This window comes from Arthrobacter sp. sptzw32, assembly GCF_059089735.1.
Window position 1 is genome coordinate 108,364 of the sequence record NZ_JBNHEZ010000003.1, and the last position, 25,697, is coordinate 134,060.

Consider the following 25,697-nt stretch of genomic DNA (forward strand, 5'->3'; position numbering starts at 1 on the left):
CCCCGGTTCTTCAACAGCCGAAGGGACGCGCGGCCCGGCAGGAAACGTGCGGCCCGGCAGACCCGGCCGGCGGCAGCGGTCCAGCAGCTGCCGGCTCAGACCATCGTGAGGACCATTCCGGGCTCTGCGAGGATCGCGCCTACATCTGCCAGGAAACGGGAGCCCTGCTCGCCGTCCACCAGGCGGTGGTCAAAGGACAGGCTCAGTGTGAGGACCTGGCGCAGCGCCACCTGGCCCTGGTGCTCCCACGGCATGTTCCGCACCGCTCCCAACGCCAGGATGGCCGCCTCCCCCGGGTTGAGGATGGGCGTGCCGGCGTCGATCCCAAAGACACCGATGTTGGTGATCGAGATAGTTCCCCCGGACAAGTCCGCGGGTGTGGTCTTGCCCGCCCGGGCGGTTTCGGTGAGTTCCGTCAGGGCATCGGCCAGCTGCAGCAGGGACAGGGTGTCCGCGTCCTTGATATTGGGAACCGTGAGTCCACGCGGCGTCGCGGCGGCTATGCCGAGGTTCACGTAGTTGAACGTCACAATCTCCTGGTTCTGCTCGTCCCATCGGGCGTTGAGGGCGGGATTGCGCCGCAGTGCGATGAGTACGGCTTTCGCCGCCAGGGTGAGCGGAGTCAGCTTGTGGCCGCTGAAGCCGCGGCTTTCCTTGAGCCTGGCCAGGAGCTCCATCGACGGGGTGACGTCCACCGTGAGGAATTCGGTGACGTGGGGCGCGGTAAAGGCACTCTGCACCATTGCAGCCGCCGTGAGCTTCCGCACGCCTTTGATGGGCGTCCGGGTTTCCCGCCCGCCCTGCTGTGCCGCCAGCACCGGGGTTTCTGCTTCCCACGCAGGAGCAGCCGCCCTCGGCGACCTGCCGTCCAGGAATTGCTGGACGTCCTCGCGGGTGATCAAGCCGTGCGGGCCGGTTGCTGGAACCAGCGCCAGGTCCACGCCCGCGTCCTTGGCAAACTTCCGCACGGGCGGAGTGGACCGGGGGCGCATTGCGCCAGGGTCGGTTACGGCAGGCCCTGTTCCGGCCGGCTCAACCAACGGTTTTGTCGCTGCTGCCTCGGCCACCGGGGCCGCAGCAACCCGGAGCAGGTTGCGGGGGCGCCGTGCCGGACGGGCGGAGCTTTCGACGACGGCGCCGTACCCCACGAGGTTGGGTTGCCTCCTGGCGGGTTCCCCCTCCTGGCCCGCGGCGGAGGCGGCCGGGCCGGCCGGGGACAGAGCAGCGGTACCGGACCCTGCTGAGGCAGTGCCGGCGTCGTCTGCCACTTCAAAGGAGACGATGGGCTTGCCTACCTCCACGATGGTGCCGGGCTGTTCGTGCAGTTCCCGGATGACTCCGGCAAAAGGGGACGGGAGCTCCACCACCGCCTTGGCGGTTTCCACCTCGGCGATTACCTGGTTCAGGCTCACCGTATCCCCCACCCCCACTTTCCAGCTGAGGATTTCCGATTCAGTGAGTCCTTCGCCCAGGTCCGGGAGCCGGAATTCCTTGATCATGGTGGCGCTCATCCTTCCAGCCCGCTGAGGGAGTTGGGCCGGCCCAGGGCACGGTCCACGCCGTCGAGGATGCGGTCCAGGCCCGGCAGGTGGTGCATTTCCAATTTGGAGTACGGGTATGGGATGTCGAAGCCGGTCACGCGGACAGGCGCCGCTTCAAGGTAGTAGAAGCACCGTTCGGTAATGCTCGCTGCCACTTCCGCGCCGAGGCCTCCGGACTGGCCCGCCTCGTGGGTGATGACCAGGCGGCCGGTCTTGCGGACTGAGGACATCACGGTGTCGTAGTCCACGGGCGCGAGCGAACGAAGGTCGATGACTTCGATGGAGATGCCTTCGTCCGCGGCGGCAAGGGCGGCGTCCCGTGCTGTCTTTACCAATGGACCGTAGGCCACCAGGGTGACGTCTGTGCCGTCCGCCAGCACCCTCGCCTTGTCCATGGGTGCCGCTGACAGTGGGTCAAGCGCCTCGTCCACTTCACCCTTGTCGTGATAGCGGCGCTTGGGCTCAAAGTACAGGACGGGGTCGTCGCAGGAGATGGCCTGCTGGATGACGGTATGCGCGTCCTGGGGGCTGGAAACAGTCACCACCCGCAGCCCTGAGGTGTGGGTGAAGTAGGCTTCCGGGGATTCCGAGTGGTGTTCAGGTGAGCCGATGCCGCCGCCGAACGGCACCCTGATGGTGATGGGCATTTTCACCGCGCCGCGGGTGCGGTAGTGCAGTTTGGCCACCTGGCTGACGATCTGGTCTAATGCCGGGTAGATGAAGCCGTCAAACTGGATTTCCACCACGGGCCGGTAGCCGCGGTAGGCCAGTCCCACGGCGGTTCCCACGATGGCGGACTCGGCCAGCGGCGTGTCCACAACGCGGTGCCTGCCGAAGTCCTTTTGCAGGCCGTCTGTAATCCTGAAGACGCCGCCAAGGGCACCGATGTCCTCGCCCAGCAGGACCACCTTTGGGTCATTTTCCATTGATTTGCGCAGGCCGGCGTTGATGGCACGGGCAAAGGTCATCTGGGTCATCAGCGTTCACCTTTTTTTGAGACGGCTTCTGCGGGATCACCGAAGGAGGCCAGGTAACGGGTGTAGTGGTCCTGCTGCCGGTCCAGCCAGGAGTTGGGGGTGCTGTAGACGTGCTTGAAAACGTCCAGCGGCTGGGGCTCCGGCATGGTGGTGCAGCCCGTGCGCATGTCCCGTGCAACGGCGTCGGCCTTGTCCTTGACCTGCTGCTTGAACCCTGCCGTCAGGAGGCCTTTGCGGTCCAAAAGCGCTTCGACCCGGCTGATGGGGTCCTTCGCTGCCCAGTCCTCGAGTTCATTGGGGTCCCGGTAGCGGGTGGGGTCATCGGCCGTGGTGTGGGGGCCCATCCGGTAGCTGACGGCCTCAATGAAGGTGGGGCCGCCGCCGCGGCGGGCACGGTCCAGGCCCACCCGCGTTGCCGCCATGACGGCAAGGACGTCGTTGCCGTCCACCCGGAGGCTGGGGATGCCGAACCCGGCGGCCCGGTCCGCGAGCTGGATGTGCGACTGAACGCGCACGGGCTCGGAGATGGCCCAGTGGTTGTTGGTGCAAAAGAACACGACAGGCACCTGAAAGCTCGCGGCAAAGACCATCGCCTCGTTGACGTCACCCTCGCTGGTGGCGCCGTCGCCGAAGTAGGTGACGGCCGCGGAATCGGCGCCGTCGTTCTGGATGCCCATGGCATATCCGGTGGCATGCAGGGTCTGGGCGCCGATGATGATCTGCGGCGTGGCCATGTTAATGGAGTAGGGGTCCCAGCCGGACGAGGCGTTTCCGCGCCAGACCCGGACGATGTCCGTCAGGCCGACACCACGGCAGTAGGCCACACCGTTTTCGCGGTAGCTGGAAAAAACGAAGTCGTCCGCGCGCAGGGACCGGGCGGAGCCGACCTGCGCCGCTTCCTGCCCCAGCAGTGGCGGCCATAAGGCGAGTTCGCCCTGCCTTTGCAAGGCAGTGGCTTCAACGTCGATGCGCCGGACAACAGTCATGTCCTCGAACAGCGAGCACAGCTGCTCGTCAGTAATGTCCTGGACCCAGGGGTCGAATTCCGGGTGGCTTATCCGCTCCCCCCGGGGAGTGATCAGCTGGACAAGACCCTTGCCCTGCCGGTGAATATCCGCCCCGGCATCAGCACCCGCGGCATCTGCAAGCGGGGTATTTGCGCCGTCCTGGCCGGTTCTGTCTGTAGACACGATAGCCGCACCTTCTCACGTTGTTGACCAGCGGATTCGGGGACTTGTGGTCCCGCCTGCCTCCGGCCCCCGGGCGCCGTTGCCGCGGATACTGTGACCCTACTCACAATGCTCATTGGGTACAACCACCAGGTCGGTTATTTAGCACAATGCTCTGTGTGGCGGCTTGTGACGGTGCTAACGTTGCGCACTATGCAGGCTCTGGATGGCACTGACACCCGCCTTTTGTCCGCCCTCGCCCAGGATCCGCGGCGGACGGTGGTGGCGTTGGCCCAAAAGCTGGGCCTGTCCAGGAATACGGTTCAGGCGCGGATGGCCCAACTGGAGAAGAAGCACGTTTTCCTTTCCTTCGAACGCAGGATCAATCCCGTGGCCTTGGGATATCCGCTGATGGCGTTTATATCCGTCCACGTCCAGCAGCAAAAGCTCGCCGGGCTGGCAACGGCACTGGCCGGGATTCCGGAGATCCTCGAAGGCTACGGGCTCACCGGTCCGGCCGACCTGCTGCTCCGGGTGGTGGCACTGGACGCCGAGGACCTCTTCCGCATCAACGGGAAGATCCTGGCGTGTGACGGCGTGGACCGGACGGACACTGCCTTGGCGATGGGTGAGCTCATCCCCTTCCGGATGCAGCCCCTCCTGGAGCGGGGCCCGCGAAACGGCTGACAGTGCCGGCGGATCGCCGTGGAAGTACGACGGCGGCAGCGCGGGAATATAGGCTGTTGCAAGTTATTCACGGGTGCCGGGAGGTCCCCGCAACCAGGCGGGTGCCATGCATCACGCCGGAGAGGCTCGATCTTGGGCAATCCTCAGGAACCGTACCAGCCGGGACAGCCCGGGCAGGCGCCGCAGCAGCCGCCCCTGCCCCCGCAGCAAGTGCCGGGCTACAGCGGGCAGGCTTACCAGGCTCCCGCCGGGGCGTATGGGGAACCGGGCCCGTTTGGCCTGCCGGGCCGGCAGCCTCCGGTCAAGAGCCGGCGGAAATTGTGGATTGTGTTGGCGGCGATCGGCGGTGTCCTGCTTTTGGTGGTCCTGGGCGTCATCATCCTGGTTAACGTGGTGGGAAGTGCCACCAACCAGGCGAGGGGCGTTGCTGACGGTTTCACAAAGATGGTCATCAGCGGCAGAAGCTCAGAGGCTTACGACGAGTACCTTGACCCTGCCCTGAAGGAACAGCTGTCCAAGGAAGCGTTCATCGCCGGAGTGGACACCCTGGAGATGGACGATTCCTGCAAGCCGACGTATAACGACCTCCAGGTGGGAACCGAGAACGGGACCAAGGCGGCGGACGTGGCAGGTGTCATCACCTGCGAGGGCAAGGAAGTGGACCTGGCCTACCGCTTCGAAGGTACCGAGGACCTGAAGATGACCAACATCAAGCTCCGGCCCAAGGCCTGACTCCCCCGCACACGAAGGAGCCTCGGCGCCGCAGCGCCGAGGCTCTTTCCGTGATGCCGGGTAACCCTTGAGTCAGGGGTCAGTGGTTGACTGCCTTTTCTGCCCCGACCCCGGTCAGGGACCGGACTTCCATTTCGGCCTGCTTGGCGGTGTCTTCGCGCTTCTTGTCCAGGACGGTTCCGAGCCAGCCGAGGAAGAACGCCAGCGGGATGGACACAATGCCGGGGTTGCTCAGCGGGAAGATCGCGAAGTTGGCGTCCTTGATCATTGAGGTCGCGCCGCCGGAGACCACCGGCGAGAACATGATCAGGACGATCGCGGCGCCAAGCCCGCCGTACATGCTCCAGACCGCACCCTGGGTGGTGAACCTCCGCCAGAACAGGGAGTAGACGATGGTGGGCAGGTTGGCGGAGGCGGCGACGGCGAAGGCCAGCGCCACGAGGAACGCCACGTTCTGTCCGTTGGCGAGGATACCGCCCAGGATGGCCAGGACACCGATGACCACCACAGTGCGCCGGGCCACCTTGACCTCGGTGTCGGCGTCGGCCTTGCCCTTGGAGATGACGCTTGCGTAGATATCGTGGGCGAAGGATGCGGCGGCGGTGATGGTCAACCCTGCCACAACGGCGAGGATGGTGGCGAAGGCCACGGCCGAGATAAAGCCCAGCAGCAGCGGCCCGCCCAGGTAGAAGGCCAGCAGCGGGGCCGCGGCATTCACACCGCCCGGTGCCGTCCGGATGGTGTCGGGACCAACGAGAGCGGCGGCGCCGTACCCGAGCACCAGCGTGAACAGGTAGAAGAGCCCGATCAGCCAGATGGCCCACACCACGGACTTGCGGGCTTCCTTGGCGGTGGGGACGGTGTAGAAACGCATCAGCACGTGCGGCAGGGCGGCGGTTCCAAGGACCAGCGCGAGGCCCAGGGACATAAAGTCCAGCTTGGAGGTTTCGGTCTTGCCGTACTGCAGGCCCGGGTTGAGGACGGCCGGGTTGTTGGCCGTCTCAACTGCTGCGCCCAGCAGGCTGGAAAGGTTGAAGCCGTAGATCGCCAGGACCCAGATGGTCATGACGGCCGCGCCGGCGATAAGCAGGACTGCTTTAATGATCTGCACCCAGGTGGTGCCCTTCATGCCGCCGATGAGAACGTACATGATCATCAGGCCGCCGACGACGATGATCACCAGGGCCTGGCCGCCCCAGTCGCTGATGCCCAGCAGCAGCGAAACAAGGCTTCCGGCCCCTGCCATCTGGGCCAGGAGGTAGAAGAAGCAGACGGCCAGCGTGGAAATGGCGGCGGCGATGCGGACGGGCCGCTGCCGGAGGCGGAAGGACAGCACGTCCGCCATGGTGAACTTACCCGTGTTGCGCAGGAGTTCGGCCACGAGCAGCAGTGCCACCAGCCAGGCCACCAGGAAGCCTATGGAGTACATAAAACCGTCGTAGCCGTTGACGGCGATGGCACCGGTAATGCCCAGGAACGACGCTGCCGAGAGGTAGTCCCCCGCGATGGCCGTGCCGTTCTGTGAGCCGGTGAAGGACCGGCCTGCGGCGTAGTAGTCGGCCGCGGTTTTGTTGTTCCGGCTGGCGCGGAAAACAATGACCATGGTCACGGCCACGAACAGGGCGAAGACGCCCATGTTCAGGAGGGTGGTGTCCTTGAGCGCGGCGACGTCCACCGCTGCGGCAATCCCGATCATTTGTTTACCTCGCCCACGCGGTTGCCGTCCTTATCAAATTCATGCCCCTCGATTTCGTTCCGGATCTCCGCTGCGATGGGGTCCAGCTTCCGGTTTGAGTAGCTGACGTACCAGCTGGTGATCGCGAACGTCGAGACGAACTGGAGCAGGCCGAGGATCAGCCCGACGTTGATGTTGCCCCAGACCTTGGTGGACATAAAGCCCACCGCGTAGTCAGCCAGCAGGACGTAGGCGAAATACCACAGCAGGAATGCGATCGCCATGGGAAAGACAAAGCTGCGGTGACGCTTGCGCAGTTCCTGGAACTGCCCGGTCGACTGGACTTGTTCAAAGTCCACGGACGCCGCTGCGTCCGGAGTGTGGGCATCGTTACCCATCGTTCCTCCTCATTGAGACTTGCCTTGGACACACACCGGCCGGCAAATCCAGTCAGGGCTACCGCAAGTGTGACTGCAATCACTCTGCGGGCGATGGGCAGTACAAGCCATACCCGGCCCGCCGGCGGTCGCTCAACGGTCGGGATGCTGCGCCAAACGGCACCCGCCACTACGCTGGGCACCATGCCTGACTCCCCCCTCCTGACTGCCGCGGCGGTGGCAGTGATCGCCATGGCCGTCGCCGTCGTCGTCGGCGTGGGACTCAAGGTGCTGCGCTCATTCCGGGACCTCGGCACCGACGCCGAACGCGCCACGTACCACACCCTGCATGCGGCATCCCAGGCCGGCCAGCATCTCCGGCGCGGACTGAACCCCGCCGGCGCGGCAAAAGCCGGCAAGCAGCTGCGCGGGCTGCTCGGTTCCGACGCGCTGGCCATCACAGACACCACCGGCGTACTCGCGTGGGACGGTGCCGGCGAGGAACTGAAACCGCAACTGATGGCCCTTGCCGAAGGGGTGCTGGCTGGGGGGCGGACTGCGGTGCTGCTGGCGGGTTATCCCACCGGACCGGGCGGTGCCCCGAAGCGCGGTACGGGCGGGCCGCTCGCGGCGGTGATCGCCCCGGTGCGGGCCGGCACCCGCGTGGTGGGGGCGGTCGCTGCCTTCGCCCCGACAGCCGGCGCGGGCCTGGTGCGGGCCACCACAGAAGTGGCCGACTGGGTGGCCGTGCAGGTGGAGCTTGCCGAGCTTGACGCATCACGGACACTGCTGATGGAGGCTGAGGTCCGGGCGCTGCGCGCCCAGATCAGCCCGCACTTTATCTACAACTCGCTCAACGCCATCGCCTCCTTTATCAACACCGACCCTGCCCGGGCCCGGGAGCTGGTAGTGGAGTTCGCCGACTTCACCCGCTATTCCTTCCGGCGGCACGGCGACTTCACAACGCTCGCCGAGGAGCTCCGCTGCATCGATCGCTACCTCCTTTTGGAACGTGCCCGTTTTGGCGAGCGCGTCCAGGTCAGCCTGCGGGTGGCCCCGGAGGTCCTCAGCACCGTCATCCCCTTCCTCAGCCTGCAGCCGCTGGTGGAAAACGCCGTCCGGCACGGGCTGGAGGCCAAGGAAGGGCCGGGGCACATCAGCATCAGCGCGAACGACGCCGGCGCCTTCGCCGAGGTGACTATTGAGGACGACGGCGTGGGCATGGACCCTGCGCAGCTGCAGTCCATACTGGCCGGCCATACCGACGGCGAGCACGTGGGCCTGCGGAATGTGGACGCCCGCCTCCGCCAGGTCTACGGCAACGACCACGGGCTGGTCATCGACACCGCCCCCGGGGAGGGGACCCTGATCACCATGCGGGTCCCCAAGTCCCAACCCGGCCACGACGCGTGACCCCGCACACCAGGCGCCAGGCGGGAACGTACCCTAGGAAGATGATTTACGTCCTCGTCGTCGATGACGAGCTGCCCGCCGTTGAAGAACTGGCATTCCTCCTCGGCCGGGACGACCGCATCGGCACCGTCCTCCGCGCCACCTCCGGCACCGAAGCCCTCCGGGCCCTGGCAGCCAGCCCGGTTGACGCCGTATTCCTCGACATCCATATGCCGGCGGTCTCCGGGCTGGATATTGCCCGCGCCATCTCCGGGAGCCGGAATCCGCCCGCCGTGGTCTTTGTGACCGCGGACGAGGACCACGCGCTCAAGGCCTTCGAACTCGCCGCTGTGGACTACCTGCTTAAGCCGGTCCGGGCCGAACGTCTGGCCCGCTCCGTGGGGCGCATCAGTGAACTGCGCGACGGCGGTACGGCACCGGAGATGATCACCGTTGACCAGGGCGGTACCACCAGGATGATCCGGCGTGACGACGTCACCTATGTCCAGGCCCAGGGCGACTATGCACGGTTGCACACGGCTGATGCGAGCTACCTGATCCGGGTGCCGCTGGCGGACCTTGAGCAGCAGTGGGCCGACGCCGGCTTCATCCGGACGCACCGCTCCTACCTCGTTGCCCTGAAGCACGTTACGTCCATGAAGCTGGCTGCGGACGGTCCCTGCGTCACCGTTGCAGGTGCCGGCCTTCCCATCAGCCGGCGCCACCTGCCAACGGTGCGGGAAAAGCTGGGGGCCACCCGGATCAGGCCGCACGCATGAGCAGGGTACGCGTTACCGCCCCCCGTTCCGCTGCACTTCCTCCCCGGGACAGCCGGGAAGCGGCGCAGGATTCCGAGGTAGGGCAGGTCTTCGTCAGGTCGCTGATCCGGTCGCAGCTGCGCCTGGCGCTGGTGGTGGCTGCCGGGTTCCTGCTGATCCTTGGCGCTTTCCCGCTGCTGCTGGCCGTGGTGCCGGGGCTGGCGGAGACCCGCGTTGCGGGGATTCCCTTTGACTGGCTCCTCCTGGGCGCAGGCATCTACCCCCTGATCGGACTCAGCGCCTGGCTGTACGTCCGCACCGCTGCGCGCAACGAGGCACGGTACCGCGACCTGGCCAAGGACCAGTGAGGGCACCGTGAACCCCGGCGTGGCCATAGCCGCGCTCACGGTGGTTTCGGTGGCCACTGCGGTGATTGGTTTTTACGGCCTGCGCATTTCAAGGACCACCGGGGATTTCTACGTTGCTTCCCGAACGGTGCGGCCCTGGTGGAACGCCTCCGCCATTGGCGGCGAGTACCTGTCCGCCGCGAGTTTCCTCGGTGTTGCCGGGCTCATCCTGCTGTCCGGAACGGATGCCCTGTGGTTTCCGGTGGGCTATACGGCCGGCTACCTGATGCTGCTGCTGTTTGTTGCAGCGCCGCTGCGGCGCTCCGGCGCCTATACGATTCCTGACTTCACGGAGGCCAGGCTTGATTCACGGGCTGTCCGGAAGGTCACCAGCCTCGTGGTGGTGCTGGTGGGATGGCTGTACATTGTGCCCCAGCTGCACGGAGCCGCTTTGACCATCCGGATCACCACCGGACTGCCGTCCTGGGTGGGATCGGTGGCTGTGGTGGTTGTGGTGTGCCTGACGGTGGTTGCCGGCGGCATGCGTTCGATCACTTTTGTCCAGGCTTTCCAGTACTGGCTCAAGCTCACCGCCTTGGCGGTCCCCATCCTCTTCATCATCTTTATGCTGGCGGGGAACGGAACCCCTGCACTGTCAGCGCCCTCCGTAAATCCCACTTCCCTGGCCCCCGCCGGGCTGTACCAGAACGTGTCCCTGCTGGTGGCCCTCCTGTTCGGCACCCTCGGGCTGCCCCACGTGCTGGTCCGCTTCTACACCAACCCGGACGGGCATTCGGCCCGGCGCACCACGCTGATCGTCCTGGGGCTGCTGTCCGTGTTCTACCTGTTCCCCACGGCATACGGCCTGGTGGGCCGGATGTTCGCGCCAGGCCTCGCCCGCACCAGCCAGGCCGATGCGATGGTGCTGCTGCTCCCCGGCGAACTGGTGGGCGGTGCCGCCGGCGACCTGTTGTCGGCCTTTGTGGTGGCCGGCGCTTTTGCCGCCTTCCTGTCCACGACGTCGGGACTGGTGGTATCCCTTGCCGGAGTTATCAGCCAGGATGTGCTGGGCGCGGGCGTGGGCGGATTCCGGCTGGCCGCCGTGATCTCGATCGTGGTGCCGTTGGGTTTTGCCGCCATGACGGACTCGCTGGCCCTTGCCGGCAGCGTGGGCCTGGTTTTCGCGTTCACCGCCTCCACCGTATGCCCGGTGCTCCTGCTCGGCATCTGGTGGCGGGCGCTGACCGACGCCGGTGCCATCGCCGGGATGCTGACCGGCGGGGTCCTCTGCGGCGGCGCCATGATCGCAGGCTCAGTGGCCGGCGCGTCGAACCTCTCGCCCTGGCTGGCGCAGCCTGCCGCCTGGACAGTACCGGCCGCCTTCGCAGTGATGGTGGTTGTTTCCCGCGCCACCGCCAACAGGGTGCCCAGGACGATGTCCCGGGTCATGACGCGCCTGCACACTCCGGAACGGCCGCTGGCCACCGAGCGGTGAACAGGCCCGGCTGATCCAGCCGGACGCCGCCGTGGCCTGCTTTTTCCTCGCGCTGCTCCCCGGGATGGGAGACAATAACGCCATGTCCACCGAGGACGGCAGGCCGCGCGGCACGCCGGATGGCATTCCTCCGTCGGTGCGGGCCCAGCTGCTCGCCACTGAACACTGGGGCCTGCTGGCATCGCGCAGCACCACCCAGAGCGAGGTCCTGACCCGGATCAGCATGTTCCTTACCTTTACCTCCGCCAGTGTGGTGAGTGCGGCACTGGTGGGTCAGGCAACCCGCTTTTCCGAAGCCTTTGTCCTGCTTGCGGTGATCGTTCTGTGCATTGACGTGGCCATGGGACTCCTTACCCAGATCCGCGTTATGAATGTCGCGCAGGAGGACCTGATGTATGTGACGGCTATGAACCGGCTTCGGGCCGCCTACGTGGATCTTGACCCCGGTATAGCGCCGTACCTGATGGCCGCCAGCCACGATGACGAGGCCGGCTCCGGGAGGACCTACTTCTTCTTCGGGAACCGGAATTCCCTGAGCCATGTGCTGGGCAGCAGCATGATCTTCATGACTGCTGCGAACGCAGCCCTGATCGCCATCCTGTCCGGCCTGCTGTTGTCGCTCCTGGGAGCCGGCACAGCGGTGGCAGTCGTCGTTGGAGCGGTGGCGGGCCTGGCATTCGTGGCCGCGTGGTCGGTCTATGGTTACCGGGCCTACCGGAATATCTGGCGCAGGTTCAAGCCGCTCTCCCCCACTCCGCCCGGGGATGTGTGAAGGCGGCTCAGTCGATGGCTGCCATCAGTTCGACCACACGGTCGAGGAAGGCGTCAACCTGGGTTTCCTCGTACCCGTCACGGCCAACGGCGGGACGGAAGACTGCCCGGCGGACGTTGTCCACGCTCAGTGGCTTGTCCTGCTCAAGGTAGGCAATAAGTTCGCGGCAGAGCCGGTCCACGTCAACCGTGTTGTAGCTGCGCGCCTTCTTCTTTGCGGGGCGGCGGAAGCGGTCGCCGTCGGGGCGGTGCAGCCGGCCGCGGAGGATCCCGGACAGGTTGCCGATCTCGCGCAGCCACGCCTCCTCGCCACGGGCAGCGATCAACTCGTCCCGCTCACGGCGCGCGAAGGCATCTTCGAGGCGGTCCAAGGCCGCGTCAACAACGGCAGCGGAGTAACCGCCCTTGACGGGGTCGAAGGAAACCGCCCTGACGTCAGCACTGTTGACCGGCTCCGCCGCGGCGCCGGGGTTCTCCAGCGACACCCGCGCGCGCTGCAGGAACTGGTCCACCTGCTTGGCGTTGTAGCCGTAATCACTGCGCTGCACGCGCTCAAAGGACGCAGGGATCTGCCGATGAATGTCCAATGCCACTGATGATTCCTTCGATGCTTCTCAAGCCGTACCGCCCGGGCGCCAGTCTAGGGGTGCCCGGGTGTCCGGCGGGGGTTGTGTTTCAGGCCCCGGAGACGAGGCCGTACAGGACAAAGGCCGCCGGGGCTGCAAAGACGATCGAGTCCAGGCGGTCCATCACGCCTCCGTGTCCCGGCAGGATGCTGCTCATGTCCTTGACGCCGAGCTCGCGTTTGACCATGGATTCGGCGAGGTCGCCGGCTGTGGATGCGGCTACGAGTCCCACCGCCAGGACCACACCCACCCACCAGGGCTTGTCCAGCATAAAGAGGCTGGCCAGGACGCCTATAAGGATGGCGCCGCCGATGGAGCCGGCGAAGCCTTCCCAGGATTTCTTTGGGCTGATCTTGGGCGCCATCGGGTGCTTGCCCAATGACGCGCCCACCAGGTAGCCGAAGGTGTCGTTGGATACGACCAGCAGCAGCATGACCGCCACCTGCCACGCGCCGTCGGGAATCATCCCTCCCGGCCAAAGTCCTACGGGGGTGGCACCGCCCGAAGCATGCAGCGGAAGTGCCGCGAAGCTGATGAAGAACGGCACCCAGCCCAGGGTGAAGACGCCCGCAAAGATGCTGTTGGCTGAGCCGGCGGCACTCTCGATGGACCGCCACAGCAGCACGGCCACCGAGCTCAGCAGCATGGCAAACAGCAGGCTCTCGATCCCGCCGAAGTAGGCGGCAAAGGGCATGGCCACCGTGCCGGTTATTACCGGCACGATGGGCATCCTGGTGCCGTTCGCCTCCAGGGCACGGTAAATCTCCCAGACCCCGAAAACGGCGAACGCGGTGGTGACAGCAACAAAGCCGAGAGGGAGGAACAACAGCCCGCCCAGCACGGCGAAGAGCATGGCAAGGCCCACCGCCACCGCAGCCGGCAGGTTCCGTCCGGCCTTCGGCGTCGGGTTGGACCTGGGCTGCTTCCCCCGTGTGCGCGCCCGTTGTGCCGGGGCCTGCTCTGCCTGGCCCATCAGACTTCGAGCAGCTCTGCTTCCTTGCGCTTGAGCAGCTCGTCGATGCCGTCCACGTGCGCTTTGGTCAGGCCGTCAAGTTCCTTTTCGGCGCGGGTGCCCTCATCTTCACCGGCTTCGCCGTCCTTGACCAGCTTGTCCAGGGTTTCCTTGGCTTTGCGGCGGATGTTGCGGATGGAGACTTTGGCGTCCTCGCCCTTGGTCTTGACGATCTTGACGTATTCCTTGCGGCGTTCCTTGGTCAGCTCCGGAATGGTGATCCGGATGACGTTGCCGTCGTTGGACGGGTTGGCACCCACCTCGGAATCACTGAGCGCACGTTCGATGTCGCGCAGGGCCGTCTTGTCGAAGGGGGTGATGAGGATGGTGCGGGCGTCCGGAATGGCGAACGAGGCGAGCTGCTGCAGCGGCGTGGGTGAGCCGTAGTAGTCCACCAGAACCCTGTTGTAGAGGCCCGGATTGGCCCGGCCGGTGCGGATGGAAGCGAAGTCTTCCTTGGCTACCTCAACAGCCTTGTCCATCTTTTCTTCGGCTTCGAGCAAGGTTTCTTCAATCACGGTTTCTCCTGAAGATTCTGGTGCAGTCCGGGCCACCGGGTCCATGCACAAACGTGGTTCTGTTACTGCTTCCGCCCCTGGCCACACAGGCAGGGGCGGAACTGTCCTGAAGACATCCTAGCCGCAGCTAGGCTGTGACCAGGGTGCCCAGCTTCTCGCCGAGGATGGCCCGGGTAACGTTGCCTTCGCCTTCCATGCCAAAGACCACCATCGAGAGGTTGTTGTCCTTGCACATGGTCATCGCCGTCTGGTCCATCACGCGGATGTCGCGGCGGAGCGCGTCGTCATAGCTGAGGGTTTCGAGCCGCTCGGCAGTGGGATCCTTTTTAGGGTCCGCCGTGTACACAGCGTCCACGCCGCTCTTGGCCATCAGGACGACGTCGGCGTGCACTTCCAGTGCCCGCTGGGCGGCAACGGTGTCGGTGGAGAAGTACGGGAGTCCGGCACCGGCGCCGAAGATGACTACGCGGTCCTTTTCCATGTGCCGGATGGCGCGCCGCGGAATGTAGGCCTCGGCCACCTGTCCCATGGTGATGGCGCTCTGGACCCTGGTCTCCACGCCGGCCTGCTCCAGGAAATCCTGCAGGGCCAGGCAGTTCATGACCGTTCCGAGCATGCCCATGTAGTCGGCCCTTGAGCGGTCCATGCCGCTTTGGGAAAGTTCGGCGCCCCGGAAGAAGTTGCCGCCGCCTACCACGATCGCCACCTCCACCTGGGGGACGGCTGCTGCGATCTGCTTGGCGACGTCCCGGACGGTCTCAGGGTCAACGCCCAGCTTCCCGCCGCCGAAGACCTCGCCGGAAAGCTTCAGGAGGACCCGGCGTCGGCTTTTCTCTGGCTGGACTACAGTGTTGACGGCTTCCATGATGCCTTCCCGTTGGTGAACTCTGAAAAAAGGTTATCCTGCTGCGCGGCCGGGGACCCATTCGGGCCCGCACCATTCGAGCCTGTCCCGTTCGGGGCAGGTTCCCAGGCGGGCGTCCCCGCGCATGCAAAAGGGGCGGCCACCGAAGTGGCCACCCCCTTGCTGTTTCGACTAGGAGCCGACGCGGAAACGCGTGAACGCGGTTCCCTTGACACCGGCCTCTTCGAGGACCTGCGCCACGGACTTCTTGGCGTCCTTCGCGAATGCCTGGTCAACCAGGACCTCACCCTTGTAGAAGCCGGTCACGCGGCCTTCCACGATCTTGGTGAGGGCGGCTTCGGGCTTGCCTTCGGCCTTTGCGGTCTCTTCGGCGATGCGGCGCTCGGACTCAACCAGCTCTGACGGGACGTCTTCGCGGGTCAGGTAGTTCGGAGCCATGGCAGCGATGTGCACTGCAACGTCGTGGGCGGCGGTGCCAGCGGCTTCGCCTTCACCGTCGACAGCGAACAGCACGCCAACCTGGGCCGGGAGGTCCTTGGAAGTCTTGTGCAGGTAAGCGTCAACCGTTGCGCCCTCGACGCGGGAGACACGGCGGACAACAACCTTTTCACCCAGGACAGCGCCTTCTTCGACGACGACCTCGGAGAGGGGCTTGCCGTCAACCTCGGTGGCGAGCAGGGTCTCGAGGTCGGCTGCGCCGGACTCGACGGCAACGGCCAGGACCTTGTCGGCCAGCTGGATGAACTTGTCAGCCTTGGCCACGAAGTCGGTCTCGCAGTTGACCTCGATCATAACGCCGACGCCGTTGCTGACCTTGGCGGCAACCAGGCCCTCAGCGGTGGAGCGGCCCTCGCGCTTGGTAGCGCCCTTGAGGCCCTTGATGCGGATGATCTCGATGGCCTTCTCGGCGTCGCCGTTGGCCTCGTCAAGAGCCTTCTTGACGTCCATCATGCCGGCGCCGGTGCGCTCGCGCAGGGCCTTGATGTCCGCGGCAGTGTAGTTCGCCATGTGAACCCCTCTGTCTAGAAATTTATGGTGGTGTACGGACCGACAGGACAGCAGCCCACCTGGTGGGCCGCCATCCTGTCAGCAGCTCCGGCACCGCAGGGCGGCGCAGGAGAATCCGGATTTATTTGTTACTTGGCGTCTTCAGCCGGAGCAGCAGCGTCTTCTGCCGGGGCAGCTGCCTCGGCAGCAGCGGGTGCTTCAGCTTCTTCCGCCGGAGCGGCGGGAGCAGCTTCTTCAGCCTTGCTGCCTTCGAGGAGCTCGCGCTCCCACTCGGCCAGCGGCTCTTCCGGAGCCTCGGTGGTGCCGGTGGCGCGGTTGTTGCGGGCGATGAGGCCCTCGGCAACGGCGTCGGCAACAACGCGGGTCAGGAGGTTCACGGAGCGGATGGCGTCGTCGTTGCCCGGAATCGGGAAGTCGACCTCGTCCGGATCGCAGTTGGTGTCCAGGATGGCCACAACCGGGATGTTCAGCTTCTTGGCCTCGTCAACGGCGAGGTGCTCCTTCTTGGTGTCCACGATCCAGAGCACGGAGGGTGCCTTGGTCAGGTTGCGGATACCGCCGAGGTTGGACTCGAGCTTGGTGAGTTCACGCTTGAGGAGCAGCAGCTCCTTCTTGGTGTACGCGGAGCCGGCGACGTCGTCGAAGTCGATCTCTTCGAGTTCCTTCATGCGCTGGATGCGCTTGGCGACCGTCTGGAAGTTGGTCAGCATACCGCCGAGCCAACGCTGGTTCACGTACGGCTGGCCCACGCGGGTTGCCTGCTCGGCGATTGCTTCCTGGGCCTGCTTCTTGGTGCCGACGAAGAGAACGGTGCCGCCGTGTGCAACGGTGGCCTTTACGAACTCGTAGGCGCGGTCGATGTAGGACAGCGACTGCTGAAGGTCAATGATGTAGATGCCGTTGCGCTCGGTGAAGATGAAGCGCTTCATCTTCGGGTTCCAACGGCGGGTCTGGTGTCCAAAGTGGACGCCGCTGTCAAGCAGCTGGCGCATGGTTACGACGGGCATGCCGACGCTCCTTCCGGCAGGTCATTCATGAGAAAGCCCCTGGGCTTCTTACCCTGCCAATAGTTGACGGTTTATTAGCCGGGCCCGGGCGGGCCCTGCTCCTGGCATCCATCGCACTTCTCATCAGCACCGGGGGCGCTGACCGCAAGAAGCATGATCCTCCGCTGGAGGGCTGGATACGCGTAGTCAGCTGCCACTCCCCCACACTCCTGAATGAGACGTGCCGACGCAAACCCGGACAGGGGCGTATACCGTTGGAAAAAACCATTGGGATAGCCGCCGGACGGACAGCGTTGAGGGCGCAGCAAACTGCTCCATCAAGTGTACTACAGGCACCCGCGCCCCAAGGACGGGACACCGCTATGCCAGGCCTTATCCACATAGGCCGGGCTGGCCCTGCCCAGGTAGTTCCCCGCCGGTGCAGGCTGGGGCTATGAAACCTCCGGTCCTGCTCGCGGCCCTGCTCCTGCTGCCCGCTTCCCTTACCCCCGCCGGCGAGACGCTGGTGGCCGGCCCCCCGCTGTCCGCAGAGCCTGCAGCGGCGGAGCCGGCGCCTTCCTGGCAGTGGCCGCTCAGTCCCCGGCCGCCGGTCCTGCGCGACTTCGACCCGCCGCCCAAGCCGTGGCTCAGCGGCCACCGTGGTGTGGACCTGGCAACAGCGTCCGACGGCGCACAGGTCACCTCGCCGGCGGCAGGCACTGTCAGCTTCGCAGGGGTTGTGGTGGACCGGCCGGTGATCACCATTGACCACGGAAACGGCCTGCGCAGCAGCTTTGAACCGGTGGAGAGCAGCCTGGCCGCGGGAGCCGCGGTGGGCGCGGGCCAGATTATTGGCACTGTCCTGCCGGGGCACTGCCCCGGGGCTTCGTGCGTCCACTGGGGTGTCAGACGGGGCGAGGACTACGTAAATCCGCTGCAGTTTGTTCTGGACCTGCGTCCGTCCATCCTGCTGCCCCTAGCAGCACCGCCGCAGTAGCTGAGGTGCCGTGGAACCGGACCACGCCGGCTCAGACGATGGCTGAGATGCCGGTAATGGCGCGGCCGGTCACGAGGGTGTTGATTTCGTGCGTTCCCTCGTAGGAGTAGATGGCTTCGGCGTCGGCAAAGATCTTGGCCATTTCGAAGTCGGTCACGATGCCGTTGCCGCCCAGGAGGTTCCGGCCGATGGCAACGCTTTCACGCATCCTTGCCGTGGTGAAGGCCTTGGCCAGGGCGGACTGTTCGTCCTTGGCCACCCCGGCGTCCTCGAGCTGGGCCAGCCTCACCATCATGCCCATGGAGCTGACGGCGTTGCCCAGGATCTGGACCAACTGGCTCTGCAGCAGCTGGAAGGAGGCCAGCGGCCGGCCGAACTGGTGGCGTTCCACCGCGTAGCGCCGCGCCACGTCGAAGGCAGCCAGCTGCTGGCCGACGGCCTGCCAGGCGACGCCGAGGCGGGTGACTTTCAGGACTTTGTTGACGTCGCGGAAGCTATTGGCGTGGGCAAGCTTGCAGAAGTCAGGCACCACCACGTTGTCCAGGGTGATGTCGGCGTTCTGGACCGTCCGCAGTGCGATCTTGTTCTCGATTTTCTCCGCGCGGAAGCCCTCCAGCCGGGTGTCCACCAGGAAGCCCTTAACCTGGTTGTCCTGGATGTCCCGTGCGTAGATGACCACCCAGTCGGAGAAGGTGGCGTTCCCGATCCAGCGCTTGGCCCCGTTCAGGATCCACGAACCACCCTCGCGGCGGGCAGTGGTCCGCGTACCCCCCGCTACGTCGGATCCGCCCAGGGGCTCCGTCAGGCCGAAGGCTCCGATCTTCCTGAGCGAATAGATGTCCGGCAGCCAAGCCTCCTTTTGCTCCTGGGAGGCCAACGCTTCAATGGAACCGGTGAAGAGCCCGTCATGGACGCCCATAAAGGTGGAAATGGACGCGTCAGCGCGTGTCACCTCAGCATGCATCAGGCCCGCAAACAGGTTGGAGTGGCCCTGCCTGCGCACAGGACTGACCAGGTCAATATCCGCCAACTTGGGAATCAGGCCCATCGGAAACTCGGCGCGGTTCCAGTAGTCAACCGCAATAGGCCGTACCTCACGTGCCAGGAACTCCCTGACTTCCGACAGCCGGTCCTGCTCCTTCCCGCTGAGCAACTGCTCGAAGGCATAAAAGTCACCATCGGCGTAAGGCAGGTTGTTGAGGTCGGCAGCGGAAGTGGACATGTTTACCTCGCAAATGATCAGCGGTGACCGGGGGCCCCGGAAGGAGCACGTTAAGTTACTGCTCAGTAACATACCTCAGCAGGCACGCTTAAGGAAGAAAAAACCGCGGCCGGCACAAGTGCCGGCCGCGGTTACGCGCTTTGGGTAGGGCTACTCGGACTTGAACCGAGGACCTTAGGATTATGAGTCCCGCGCTCTAACCAGCTGAGCTATAGCCCCAGACGCCCTGGCCCGCCACCGCAAAAGGGATGCGCCGGCAGGGCAAAATTACTCTAGCAAACCCGGGAAAGCCTTCAGACCACTTTGTCCTCGAAGCGCGCCCCCCGGTACAGGTCCTCGAAAGTCTGCAGGGTGCCTTCGAGGCTGTGCGGTTCCACCATCTGCCGGCTGACCTGGCCCATCACGGCGCGCTGGTCCGCTGGCAGCTCAAGGATCATGGTGATCTTCTTGGCAAGATCATCACTGTCGTTTGGGGTAAACAGGTACCCGTTCTCGCCATCGCGGACCAGATGCGGCAAAGCCATGGCATCCGCCAGCACCACGGGAGTGGAAGCGGACATCGCCTCCAGGGTGACCAGGGACTGCAGCTCCGCAGTCCCTGGCATGCAGAAAAGATCAGCCTTGATGTAGGTCTCCCGCAGCTCCTCGTCGCTGACAAGGCCCAGGAACTTCACCCGGTCCCCCAGGCCCAGCCGCTGGACGAGGGTTTCGAGGGAGGAACGCACCTCGCCGCCACCCACGATTTCCAGGTGCACGTTCAGCTCCGGGGGCGTCTTGCTGATGGCTTCGATCAGCACATCCACATGCTTTTCTTCGGCAAGGCGGCCGGCAAACATCACGGTGGGGTGGGCGTGCGGTTCAATGTGCTCGCCCGGCTGAAGCTCGTAGGCGGCCGAGTCGATGCCGTTCGAGAGCGGCAGGACCTTGCGGAGGAAAGCGTGCTGGTGCATCGCCTTGGCCGCCAGCGGGGTGGGCGTAGTTACCACGTCCGCCCGCCCCATCACCTTGCCCATGTCCTTCCAGGAGATCCGCCCGATGATGTTCTTGAACCATTGCGGAAACGGCAGGAACGGGTTGAGGTTCTCCGGCATGAAGTGATTGGTGGCGACGATCCGGATGCCCCGCTTGTCGGCCTCGTACAGGACATGCTCACCGATCATGTAGTGGCTCTGGATATGCACTACATCAGGCTTAACGCGGTCAAAAAGGAGGCTGATTTCCTTCTTGATTTCCCAGGGAAAGCAGATCCGGAAGTACTCATGCGTGGGCACGCCGTGCGAGCGGAGGCGGTGCACCGTTGCTTCTGACCGGAACTCGGTGAAGCTCTTCCCGTTGTCCGCGCGGCAGGCCAGCACGTGCACGTTGTGGCCCCGGCCCGTCATGCCCTTGGCCAGCCGGTATCCGAACTGGGCTGCCCCGTTGATATGGGGCGGATAGGTGTCCGCGGCGATCAGGATGGTCAGGGGCTGCTGGTCTGCGGGCGTGGTCACGTGGAGAACTCCTGATGGTCACGGTGCGGACAGCTGGCACTGGCAGCACGGTTGGCCGCCGCTATGGGCGGGGGCCTCGTGTAGTGGCTGGACGGACTAGTGGGACGGCCTGCCCGCGGCCTTCCGAGCGTCTTTTTTGCGCTTGGTAACCTCGGGATGGTGCCTTGAAAGGGCTATTACCCCCACGATAGCAAGGGAAGCAGCGGTTCCCATGGCAATGGCCATCACGGCGTGGACATCGGGGCGGAGTTCACCGAGGATGACAATTCCGATGGCGATCCCGACCAGCGGATCGATCACCGTAAGTCCCGCAATCACCAGGTCCGGCGGACCCGCGGAGTAGGCGTTCTGGACAAACCACGAACCCAGACCTCCCGCGGCGATGAGGGCCAGCACCGAGTACCACTGAACGTTCAGCAGGAACAGCCCGTTCGGATCAAGCAGGTGTTTGCCGATGATCCGGGTGAGCACTGCTACGAAGCCAAACAGGACGCCGGCGCCAAGGATGTAGATAAAAGCGTTGATGCGGTGCTTGAACATCACGGCCAGGGTGCCGAAAAGTCCGACGGCGAGGGCCAGCAGCAGCACGATGGTCAGTTCGGCATCCAGGCTCACATGGTGGTTTTCCTGGGTGACGTTGACGGCCAGAAGCACAAAAAGCGCAGAGCCCGTCACGCACGCGCTGATGGCCACCACTGTCGCGCGGTTAATGGTGAGGTCCTGGTCCTTGGCATTGATGACGGTGGTGATGACGAGCGCGATGGCGCCGATCGGCTGCACCACGGTGAGCGGGGCGGACACCAGTGCCACCGCGTTCATGGCCATGCCCGCGCACAGCAGCAGGAGGCCGAAAACCCACCGCGGGTTACGGAGGAGGCGGAGGAATCCGTTGGAGCTCAGCGCCAGGCCACCGGTGTCGGCTTTAACCGCGCTCCCCTGGCGCTGGGCACCAAGGGCAAGGCAGAAAGCACCCAGCAGTGCCAGCCCAACCGCCACCCACACCATCAGGAGGTCCCGCCGTCGTGGTCCTGGACCATTCTGCCTTTGCGCAGGATGGCCCAGAAGTAGTTGTAGGCCGCGATCCAGTGCCCAATGAGGCCAAGGCCCAGGACAATCCACGCAGTGACGAGCAGCCCGCCCGAGAACGCGGTGTCCAGCCGGGACAGGACCAGCAGCGGCGTGCCCAGGAGCAGCAGGCCGGTGCGGACCTTGCCCACGGCGCTGACGGGCAGGTCCGGGTGGCCGCCGAAGAATGACAGCGTGAGCACCAGCAGCACGGCGTCCGGGATCAGCAGTGCGGCCAGGTACAGCCAGTGCACAATCCCGGCGATCACCAGCGTGACCGCGACGGCGATCAGCGCCAGCCGGTCCGCGATGGGATCCAGGACCCGGCCAAGCTTGGAGGCCTGGTCAAAGCGGCGCGCTACGTAGCCGTCAATCCAGTCGGTGCAGCCCATCACGGCCAGGACCACTACGGCGGGGCCGTATTCCTTTTGGGCCAGGACCAGCCAGACGAAGAGTGGTACGCCCATGAACCGGACCACAGTGAGCAGGTTGGGGATGGTGAACACGCGGTCATGGTCCACCTGGGGGCGTCCGGGACGGGAGCCGGCACCGATGAACTTCATCCCGACCCCCTTTCCTTCCTGCTGCCCCTCGGGCGCGGGCTAACGGTTCCTGCCGACGGACCTGCCGCGCTGCACGCTGCAGCGCGGGAGGAAGCCTGGTGCTAGTAGGTCCTCAGGAGTTTGCGGACCAGGACGACGAACAAGGTGCCGGCAGCCGCAAAGGCTGCCAGTGGCTTCCACCGGTTACCCAGGCCTCCGGCGGACTCGGAGAGTGCTGCAAGCCGGCGTCCGGCAAGGTCCTTGCCCCGCCCGGCGAGAACCTGGCCCTGGTGGAGCTTGCCCTGGGCGGCAGCCAGCAGGAACTGGGCCTGGGCTTTGACATCGAGCTCATCGCCGAGATCGTCGCGGACCTCTGTGAGGTGGTGGCGGCGCTGGTTGAGGCGGCGGACGAGGTCCGGCTCGGAGGCCTGCGGGTATTCCTTGTTGTGCTCCGCTGCCTTGGCCTCCTTTTCGGCCTTGGCCTTGGCATCGGCCTGCGCCTTGGCAGCCTTGGCCGCTTTTGCCTCGGGGCTTTGCGGATCGAGGATTGCGGGATTGTAGGCGGAGCCTTCCCTCGCGATGCCGATGTCGTGCTTGATGCCGCGGATGGTTTCCTCCGGCAGCAAAGGCATCGCCTTCTTGAATTTGCGCATGCCGATAAGGCCACCGATGAGTGCTATCAGCAGAAAAACCGCAGAGACCAGCAGGGCGGCCAGCCACGCCGGCATGACCGTGGCCAGGCCCATGATCGCGGCAACGATCAGGCCGACCAGCAGGAAGAGGAGGAAGACAAGCGCCACGACGAGGAAGGCTGAGGCAACTCCGACCTGGATACCCTTGCGCTTAAGCTCAATCTTCGCGAAAGCGACTTCGTCATTCAGTTGGCGGGGCGCCAACCGGAAAAGGAGTTTAAGCGTCCCGGGCAGCGCAGCGATGCGCAATCCCGGGCTGGTCCGCCCGCTGTGACGTCCGCTCATCGGTTCCGCCTTACTGTTTCATGGCCAATTCGGCTTCCATGTGCTGCGGGAAAGTGCAGCTGCACAGTCCCCGGCACCAAAAGTATCATTCGGTTGAATGACCGGCCCCCGTGGCTTGCCGGACGGCGCGGCCTACAACGCTGGAGAATTCCCTTAGCCCCCGGCCATAGGATTAATCTCCGTGACCACACCCAGCAATCCGGGCGACCTGTTGAGCCGACGCCGGAAACTTCTGTACATCCTCCTCCTCGGTGCCCTGACGGCCTTGGGTCCGTTCACGATCGATCTTTACCTTCCCGCCTTTCCCGCACTGGAGGCGAGCCTGGGCGTGAGTGAGGCCCAGGTCCAGCTGACCCTCGCCGGAACGACCGTGGGCTTCGCCCTCGGCCAGCTGGTGGTGGGCCCGTTCAGCGACAGGTTCGGCCGGAGGACTCCGCTGATCCTGGCCACGGCCCTGCATATCGCAGCCTCGCTCGGCGCAGCCCTGTCCACGGACATCACCACCCTGGGTATTTTCCGCGTGCTGATGGGGGTGGGCGCTGCCGGCGGCGGCGTGGTGGCGATGGCCATGGTCCGGGACCTGTTCTCCGGCTATGCATTGGTCAGGATGTTCTCCCGCATGTCCCTGGTCAGCGGGCTGGCGCCGATCCTCGCGCCTGTGATTGGCTCCCAGCTGCTCCTGGTGATGCCGTGGCCGGGGATTTTTGTTTTCCTTGCCGCCTACGGCACCCTGGTCATCGTCGCCGCCCTGTTCCTGGTGCGCGAGACGCTGCCGCCGGAAAAACGCCGGCAAAGCGGCATGACAGCCCGCCAGCGCTACCGTGTTCTCTTCACCGACAGGGTTTTCGTTGGGCTGCTGATGGTGGCTGGCCTGAACTTCGGCGGCCTGTTCACCTATCTTTCGGCGTCCCCGTTCCTGTTCCAAGACGTTTTCGGGTTCTCCGCCCAGGAGTACGGCCTGCTCTTCGGCATCAATTCGCTGGGCATCGTGGCCGGAATCCAGACGAGTTCGCGGCTGATCCGCCGCGTGCCGCCGCAGTGGATCCTTGCCGGCGCCACGGCGTGGATGTTCGTGATGGCAATGCTGATCGTGGTGTTCGACCAGCTGGGGTTCGGCCTCTGGGGCGTGATGGTCCCGCTGTGGTTCTACATCATGGGCACCGGCTTTATGTTTCCCTGCGTGCAGGTGCTCGCCCTGGCCAGCCACGCCGCCCAGGCCGGCACCGCTGCTTCCCTGCTCGGCTTCGCGACCTTCATGATGGCCGGGCTCATCTCCCCTGTGGTCGGCTGGCTGGGCATCAACAGCGCAGCTCCCATGGGCGCCGTGCAGGGTGCCTGCATCCTGCTGGCCATCGCAGCCCTCTGGCTGGTGGTACGGCCACGCACCGTCCCCTCGATCCACTGAAGCCATGAAGCATCCACGGCGAAAGCCGCACCGGAACCGCCGGGGCCTGTTCCTCGGAGCGGTGCTTGGCGCCGTCGCCGGCTATTTTGCAGGCCGGGCCCTGGGCAACCCTGCCATGGGGATCGCCCTGGGCATGATTGCAGGAGCGGCTTTGCTGTACCGCGTCAACCCGGGGCCCTGGAACCGGCCCTGATACTGGCCGCAGGGCTTCCCCGACGTTCCCGCGGCACGGCCGGACCGCGGCGCCATGTCTGCCGTCGCGGTGCCCTACGGGATAAACTGTGTCCGTGTCCCGCCGGCAGAACCAACCGCCGCTTCCGGCCACGTGGCAACGGTGCGATGCCCGGATACTGCCACTGTGGTGGGACCGGCTGCGTGCCCAGAGCGGCGAGCAGTCCGCCGCCCTCTACGCCGCCGGCCTGTTTACGGAGGACCGCCGCCGTCCGATCGCCCAGTGGTACAACCCCGCCTTCAAAGCAGCGCTGCTGGTAGCCCCGGAAACCTCGCCCGAGTGGCCCGTCCAGCGCTTTGGGATCTTTTATGCGCCCCCGGAAACGGGCTTTGTGCGCATCCATTCGGCGCCGCATGAGTGGAACCCGCGCCAGCCGCGGAGGTCGCCTACCGAGCAGGAGGCGTTCCTGGCCGCCGTAGCCGAGGCGGAGCGGTTTCTTCAAGTGGAGATGGACTTCGTCTAGGAAAGAAAAATCCCCGTTCTCCAATGGAGGAACGGGGATTTTTCCCTGGGCTCCTCCTGCTGGACTTGAACCAGCAACCCTTCGATTAACAGTCGAATGCTCTGCCAATTGAGCTAAGGAGGAATGAAGCAGGTATGACATTAGCAAAGGATCCACGCCAAAGTGAAATCGGCGGTTGTGCCGGGCCGGGAAGGCTTTGAGGGTACAAAAAATCCCCGTTCCGGAGTCCGGAACGGGGATTGCGCGCTCCTCCTGCTGGACTTGAACCAGCAACCCTTCGATTAACAGTCGAATGCTCTGCCAATTGAGCTAAGGAGGAATGAAGCGGGTATTAGCCTAGCAAAGACTCCGCCTGGAAACGAAATCGG

General features: G+C 65.1%; 27 protein-coding genes and 3 tRNA genes. 11 read left to right on the forward strand and 19 right to left on the reverse strand.

Features of this window, described 5'->3' with window-relative positions; translation table 11 throughout:
• Positions 1 to 95 precede the first annotated feature (95 nt).
• The 3 genes from AC5RVN_RS07050 to pdhA are packed head-to-tail and all read right to left on the reverse strand — an operon-like array spanning position 96 to position 3,708.
• Positions 96 to 1,511 carry a dihydrolipoamide acetyltransferase family protein gene (locus tag AC5RVN_RS07050; RefSeq protein ID WP_494137478.1) on the reverse strand — a complete coding sequence of 472 codons (1,416 nt, stop codon included), beginning with the start codon at positions 1,509 to 1,511 and terminating at the stop codon, positions 96 to 98.
• On the reverse strand, positions 1,508 to 2,518 hold the full coding sequence (locus tag AC5RVN_RS07055) for an alpha-ketoacid dehydrogenase subunit beta (protein ID WP_494137479.1): 1,011 nt from the start codon (positions 2,516 to 2,518) through the stop codon (positions 1,508 to 1,510). Before AC5RVN_RS07055 ends, AC5RVN_RS07050 begins: the two co-directional genes overlap by 4 nt.
• Positions 2,518 to 3,708 carry a pyruvate dehydrogenase (acetyl-transferring) E1 component subunit alpha gene (pdhA, locus tag AC5RVN_RS07060; RefSeq protein WP_494137480.1) on the reverse strand — a complete coding sequence of 397 codons (1,191 nt, stop codon included), beginning with the start codon at positions 3,706 to 3,708 and terminating at the stop codon, positions 2,518 to 2,520. Before pdhA ends, AC5RVN_RS07055 begins: the two co-directional genes overlap by 1 nt.
• Positions 3,709 to 3,900: 192 nt before the next feature.
• On the opposite strand from pdhA, the gene AC5RVN_RS07065 reads away from it, so the two are divergent.
• The gene (locus AC5RVN_RS07065) at positions 3,901 to 4,374 is read left to right on the forward strand and encodes an Lrp/AsnC family transcriptional regulator (protein ID WP_494040894.1); all 474 of its coding nucleotides are present in this window, start codon (positions 3,901 to 3,903) and stop codon (positions 4,372 to 4,374) included.
• A gap of 132 nt (positions 4,375 to 4,506) precedes the next feature.
• Complete coding sequence (locus AC5RVN_RS07070) at positions 4,507 to 5,106, forward strand: hypothetical protein (protein WP_494040895.1); 600 nt, start codon at positions 4,507 to 4,509, stop codon at positions 5,104 to 5,106.
• 79 nt (positions 5,107 to 5,185) lie between these two features.
• Here the strand turns inward: AC5RVN_RS07070 and AC5RVN_RS07075 are convergent, their stop codons facing one another.
• Both AC5RVN_RS07075 and AC5RVN_RS07080 read right to left on the reverse strand, forming a co-directional pair.
• Positions 5,186 to 6,802: a monocarboxylic acid transporter gene (locus tag AC5RVN_RS07075; RefSeq protein WP_494040896.1), complete on the reverse strand. Its 1,617-nt coding sequence runs from the start codon at positions 6,800 to 6,802 to the stop codon at positions 5,186 to 5,188.
• Positions 6,799 to 7,179 carry a DUF485 domain-containing protein gene (locus AC5RVN_RS07080; RefSeq protein WP_494040897.1) on the reverse strand — a complete coding sequence of 127 codons (381 nt, stop codon included), beginning with the start codon at positions 7,177 to 7,179 and terminating at the stop codon, positions 6,799 to 6,801. The genes AC5RVN_RS07075 and AC5RVN_RS07080 overlap by 4 nt, the downstream gene beginning before the upstream one ends.
• Before the next feature lie 183 nt (positions 7,180 to 7,362).
• On the opposite strand from AC5RVN_RS07080, the gene AC5RVN_RS07085 reads away from it, so the two are divergent.
• The 5 genes from AC5RVN_RS07085 (at position 7,363) to AC5RVN_RS07105 (ending at position 11,922) form a co-directional block, all read left to right on the forward strand.
• On the forward strand, positions 7,363 to 8,571 hold the full coding sequence (locus AC5RVN_RS07085) for a sensor histidine kinase (RefSeq protein WP_494040898.1): 1,209 nt from the start codon (positions 7,363 to 7,365) through the stop codon (positions 8,569 to 8,571).
• Positions 8,572 to 8,612: 41 nt separating this feature from the next.
• Positions 8,613 to 9,329: a LytR/AlgR family response regulator transcription factor gene (locus tag AC5RVN_RS07090; protein ID WP_494137481.1), complete on the forward strand. Its 717-nt coding sequence runs from the start codon at positions 8,613 to 8,615 to the stop codon at positions 9,327 to 9,329.
• Positions 9,326 to 9,676: a DUF485 domain-containing protein gene (locus AC5RVN_RS07095; protein WP_494104695.1), complete on the forward strand. Its 351-nt coding sequence runs from the start codon at positions 9,326 to 9,328 to the stop codon at positions 9,674 to 9,676. The genes AC5RVN_RS07090 and AC5RVN_RS07095 overlap by 4 nt, the downstream gene beginning before the upstream one ends.
• Before the next feature lie 7 nt (positions 9,677 to 9,683).
• Positions 9,684 to 11,150: a sodium/solute symporter gene (locus tag AC5RVN_RS07100; protein ID WP_494137482.1), complete on the forward strand. Its 1,467-nt coding sequence runs from the start codon at positions 9,684 to 9,686 to the stop codon at positions 11,148 to 11,150.
• Positions 11,151 to 11,232: 82 nt separating this feature from the next.
• Positions 11,233 to 11,922 (forward strand): hypothetical protein, encoded by a 690-nt coding sequence (locus AC5RVN_RS07105; RefSeq protein WP_494040902.1) that lies wholly within the window; start codon positions 11,233 to 11,235, stop codon positions 11,920 to 11,922.
• Between the two features lie 7 nt (positions 11,923 to 11,929).
• Here the strand turns inward: AC5RVN_RS07105 and AC5RVN_RS07110 are convergent, their stop codons facing one another.
• The 6 genes from AC5RVN_RS07110 to rpsB all read right to left on the reverse strand — a co-directional run bounded on the left by AC5RVN_RS07110 (position 11,930) and on the right by rpsB (position 16,957).
• Entirely contained in the window at positions 11,930 to 12,514 is a 585-nt protein-coding gene (locus tag AC5RVN_RS07110) for a DivIVA domain-containing protein (protein WP_494040903.1), read from the reverse strand.
• An 82-nt stretch (positions 12,515 to 12,596) separates the two neighbouring features.
• Positions 12,597 to 13,520 (reverse strand): phosphatidate cytidylyltransferase, encoded by a 924-nt coding sequence (locus tag AC5RVN_RS07115; RefSeq protein WP_494040904.1) that lies wholly within the window; start codon positions 13,518 to 13,520, stop codon positions 12,597 to 12,599.
• Positions 13,520 to 14,077 carry a ribosome recycling factor gene (gene frr / locus AC5RVN_RS07120; RefSeq protein ID WP_494040905.1) on the reverse strand — a complete coding sequence of 186 codons (558 nt, stop codon included), beginning with the start codon at positions 14,075 to 14,077 and terminating at the stop codon, positions 13,520 to 13,522. Before frr ends, AC5RVN_RS07115 begins: the two co-directional genes overlap by 1 nt.
• Before the next feature lie 127 nt (positions 14,078 to 14,204).
• Positions 14,205 to 14,942, reverse strand: a complete 738-nt coding sequence (gene pyrH, locus AC5RVN_RS07125) for a UMP kinase (protein ID WP_104997352.1) — start codon at positions 14,940 to 14,942, stop codon at positions 14,205 to 14,207.
• A gap of 171 nt (positions 14,943 to 15,113) precedes the next feature.
• On the reverse strand, positions 15,114 to 15,950 hold the full coding sequence (tsf, locus tag AC5RVN_RS07130; protein ID WP_494040906.1) for a translation elongation factor Ts: 837 nt from the start codon (positions 15,948 to 15,950) through the stop codon (positions 15,114 to 15,116).
• A gap of 128 nt (positions 15,951 to 16,078) precedes the next feature.
• Complete coding sequence (gene rpsB / locus AC5RVN_RS07135; RefSeq protein ID WP_494040907.1) at positions 16,079 to 16,957, reverse strand: 30S ribosomal protein S2; 879 nt, start codon at positions 16,955 to 16,957, stop codon at positions 16,079 to 16,081.
• 433 nt (positions 16,958 to 17,390) lie between these two features.
• Between rpsB and AC5RVN_RS07140 the strand changes: the two genes are divergently transcribed.
• Positions 17,391 to 17,933, forward strand: coding sequence for a M23 family metallopeptidase (locus tag AC5RVN_RS07140; protein ID WP_494137483.1), 543 nt, complete (start codon positions 17,391 to 17,393; stop codon positions 17,931 to 17,933).
• 31 nt (positions 17,934 to 17,964) lie between these two features.
• Here AC5RVN_RS07140 and AC5RVN_RS07145 read toward each other — a convergent pair whose 3' ends face one another.
• The 6 genes from AC5RVN_RS07145 to AC5RVN_RS07170 all read right to left on the reverse strand — a co-directional run bounded on the left by AC5RVN_RS07145 (position 17,965) and on the right by AC5RVN_RS07170 (position 23,229).
• Positions 17,965 to 19,155: an acyl-CoA dehydrogenase family protein gene (locus AC5RVN_RS07145; protein WP_494137484.1), complete on the reverse strand. Its 1,191-nt coding sequence runs from the start codon at positions 19,153 to 19,155 to the stop codon at positions 17,965 to 17,967.
• Positions 19,156 to 19,300: 145 nt separating this feature from the next.
• Positions 19,301 to 19,374, reverse strand: a tRNA-Ile gene (locus AC5RVN_RS07150).
• 74 nt (positions 19,375 to 19,448) lie between these two features.
• Positions 19,449 to 20,645, reverse strand: a complete 1,197-nt coding sequence (locus AC5RVN_RS07155) for a glycosyltransferase (protein ID WP_494104692.1) — start codon at positions 20,643 to 20,645, stop codon at positions 19,449 to 19,451.
• Positions 20,646 to 20,741: 96 nt separating this feature from the next.
• Positions 20,742 to 21,650, reverse strand: a complete 909-nt coding sequence (locus AC5RVN_RS07160) for a DMT family transporter (protein ID WP_494040920.1) — start codon at positions 21,648 to 21,650, stop codon at positions 20,742 to 20,744.
• Positions 21,650 to 22,273, reverse strand: coding sequence for a CDP-alcohol phosphatidyltransferase family protein (locus tag AC5RVN_RS07165; protein ID WP_494137485.1), 624 nt, complete (start codon positions 22,271 to 22,273; stop codon positions 21,650 to 21,652). The genes AC5RVN_RS07160 and AC5RVN_RS07165 overlap by 1 nt, the downstream gene beginning before the upstream one ends.
• A 101-nt stretch (positions 22,274 to 22,374) precedes the next feature.
• Positions 22,375 to 23,229 (reverse strand): phage holin family protein, encoded by an 855-nt coding sequence (locus AC5RVN_RS07170; RefSeq protein ID WP_494104691.1) that lies wholly within the window; start codon positions 23,227 to 23,229, stop codon positions 22,375 to 22,377.
• 181 nt (positions 23,230 to 23,410) lie between these two features.
• Between AC5RVN_RS07170 and AC5RVN_RS07175 the strand changes: the two genes are divergently transcribed.
• From AC5RVN_RS07175 to AC5RVN_RS07185, 3 genes are all read left to right on the forward strand, one after another.
• The gene (locus AC5RVN_RS07175) at positions 23,411 to 24,634 is read left to right on the forward strand and encodes a multidrug effflux MFS transporter (protein ID WP_494040923.1); all 1,224 of its coding nucleotides are present in this window, start codon (positions 23,411 to 23,413) and stop codon (positions 24,632 to 24,634) included.
• A 4-nt stretch (positions 24,635 to 24,638) separates the two neighbouring features.
• Positions 24,639 to 24,827 (forward strand): hypothetical protein, encoded by a 189-nt coding sequence (locus AC5RVN_RS07180; protein ID WP_494040924.1) that lies wholly within the window; start codon positions 24,639 to 24,641, stop codon positions 24,825 to 24,827.
• Positions 24,828 to 24,921: 94 nt separating this feature from the next.
• Complete coding sequence (locus AC5RVN_RS07185) at positions 24,922 to 25,329, forward strand: hypothetical protein (RefSeq protein WP_494137486.1); 408 nt, start codon at positions 24,922 to 24,924, stop codon at positions 25,327 to 25,329.
• A gap of 50 nt (positions 25,330 to 25,379) precedes the next feature.
• On the opposite strand, the gene AC5RVN_RS07190 is transcribed toward AC5RVN_RS07185, so the two are convergent.
• Positions 25,380 to 25,452 (reverse strand) — tRNA-Asn (locus tag AC5RVN_RS07190).
• Between the two features lie 123 nt (positions 25,453 to 25,575).
• A tRNA-Asn gene (locus AC5RVN_RS07195) sits at positions 25,576 to 25,648 on the reverse strand.
• Positions 25,649 to 25,697 lie beyond the last annotated feature (49 nt).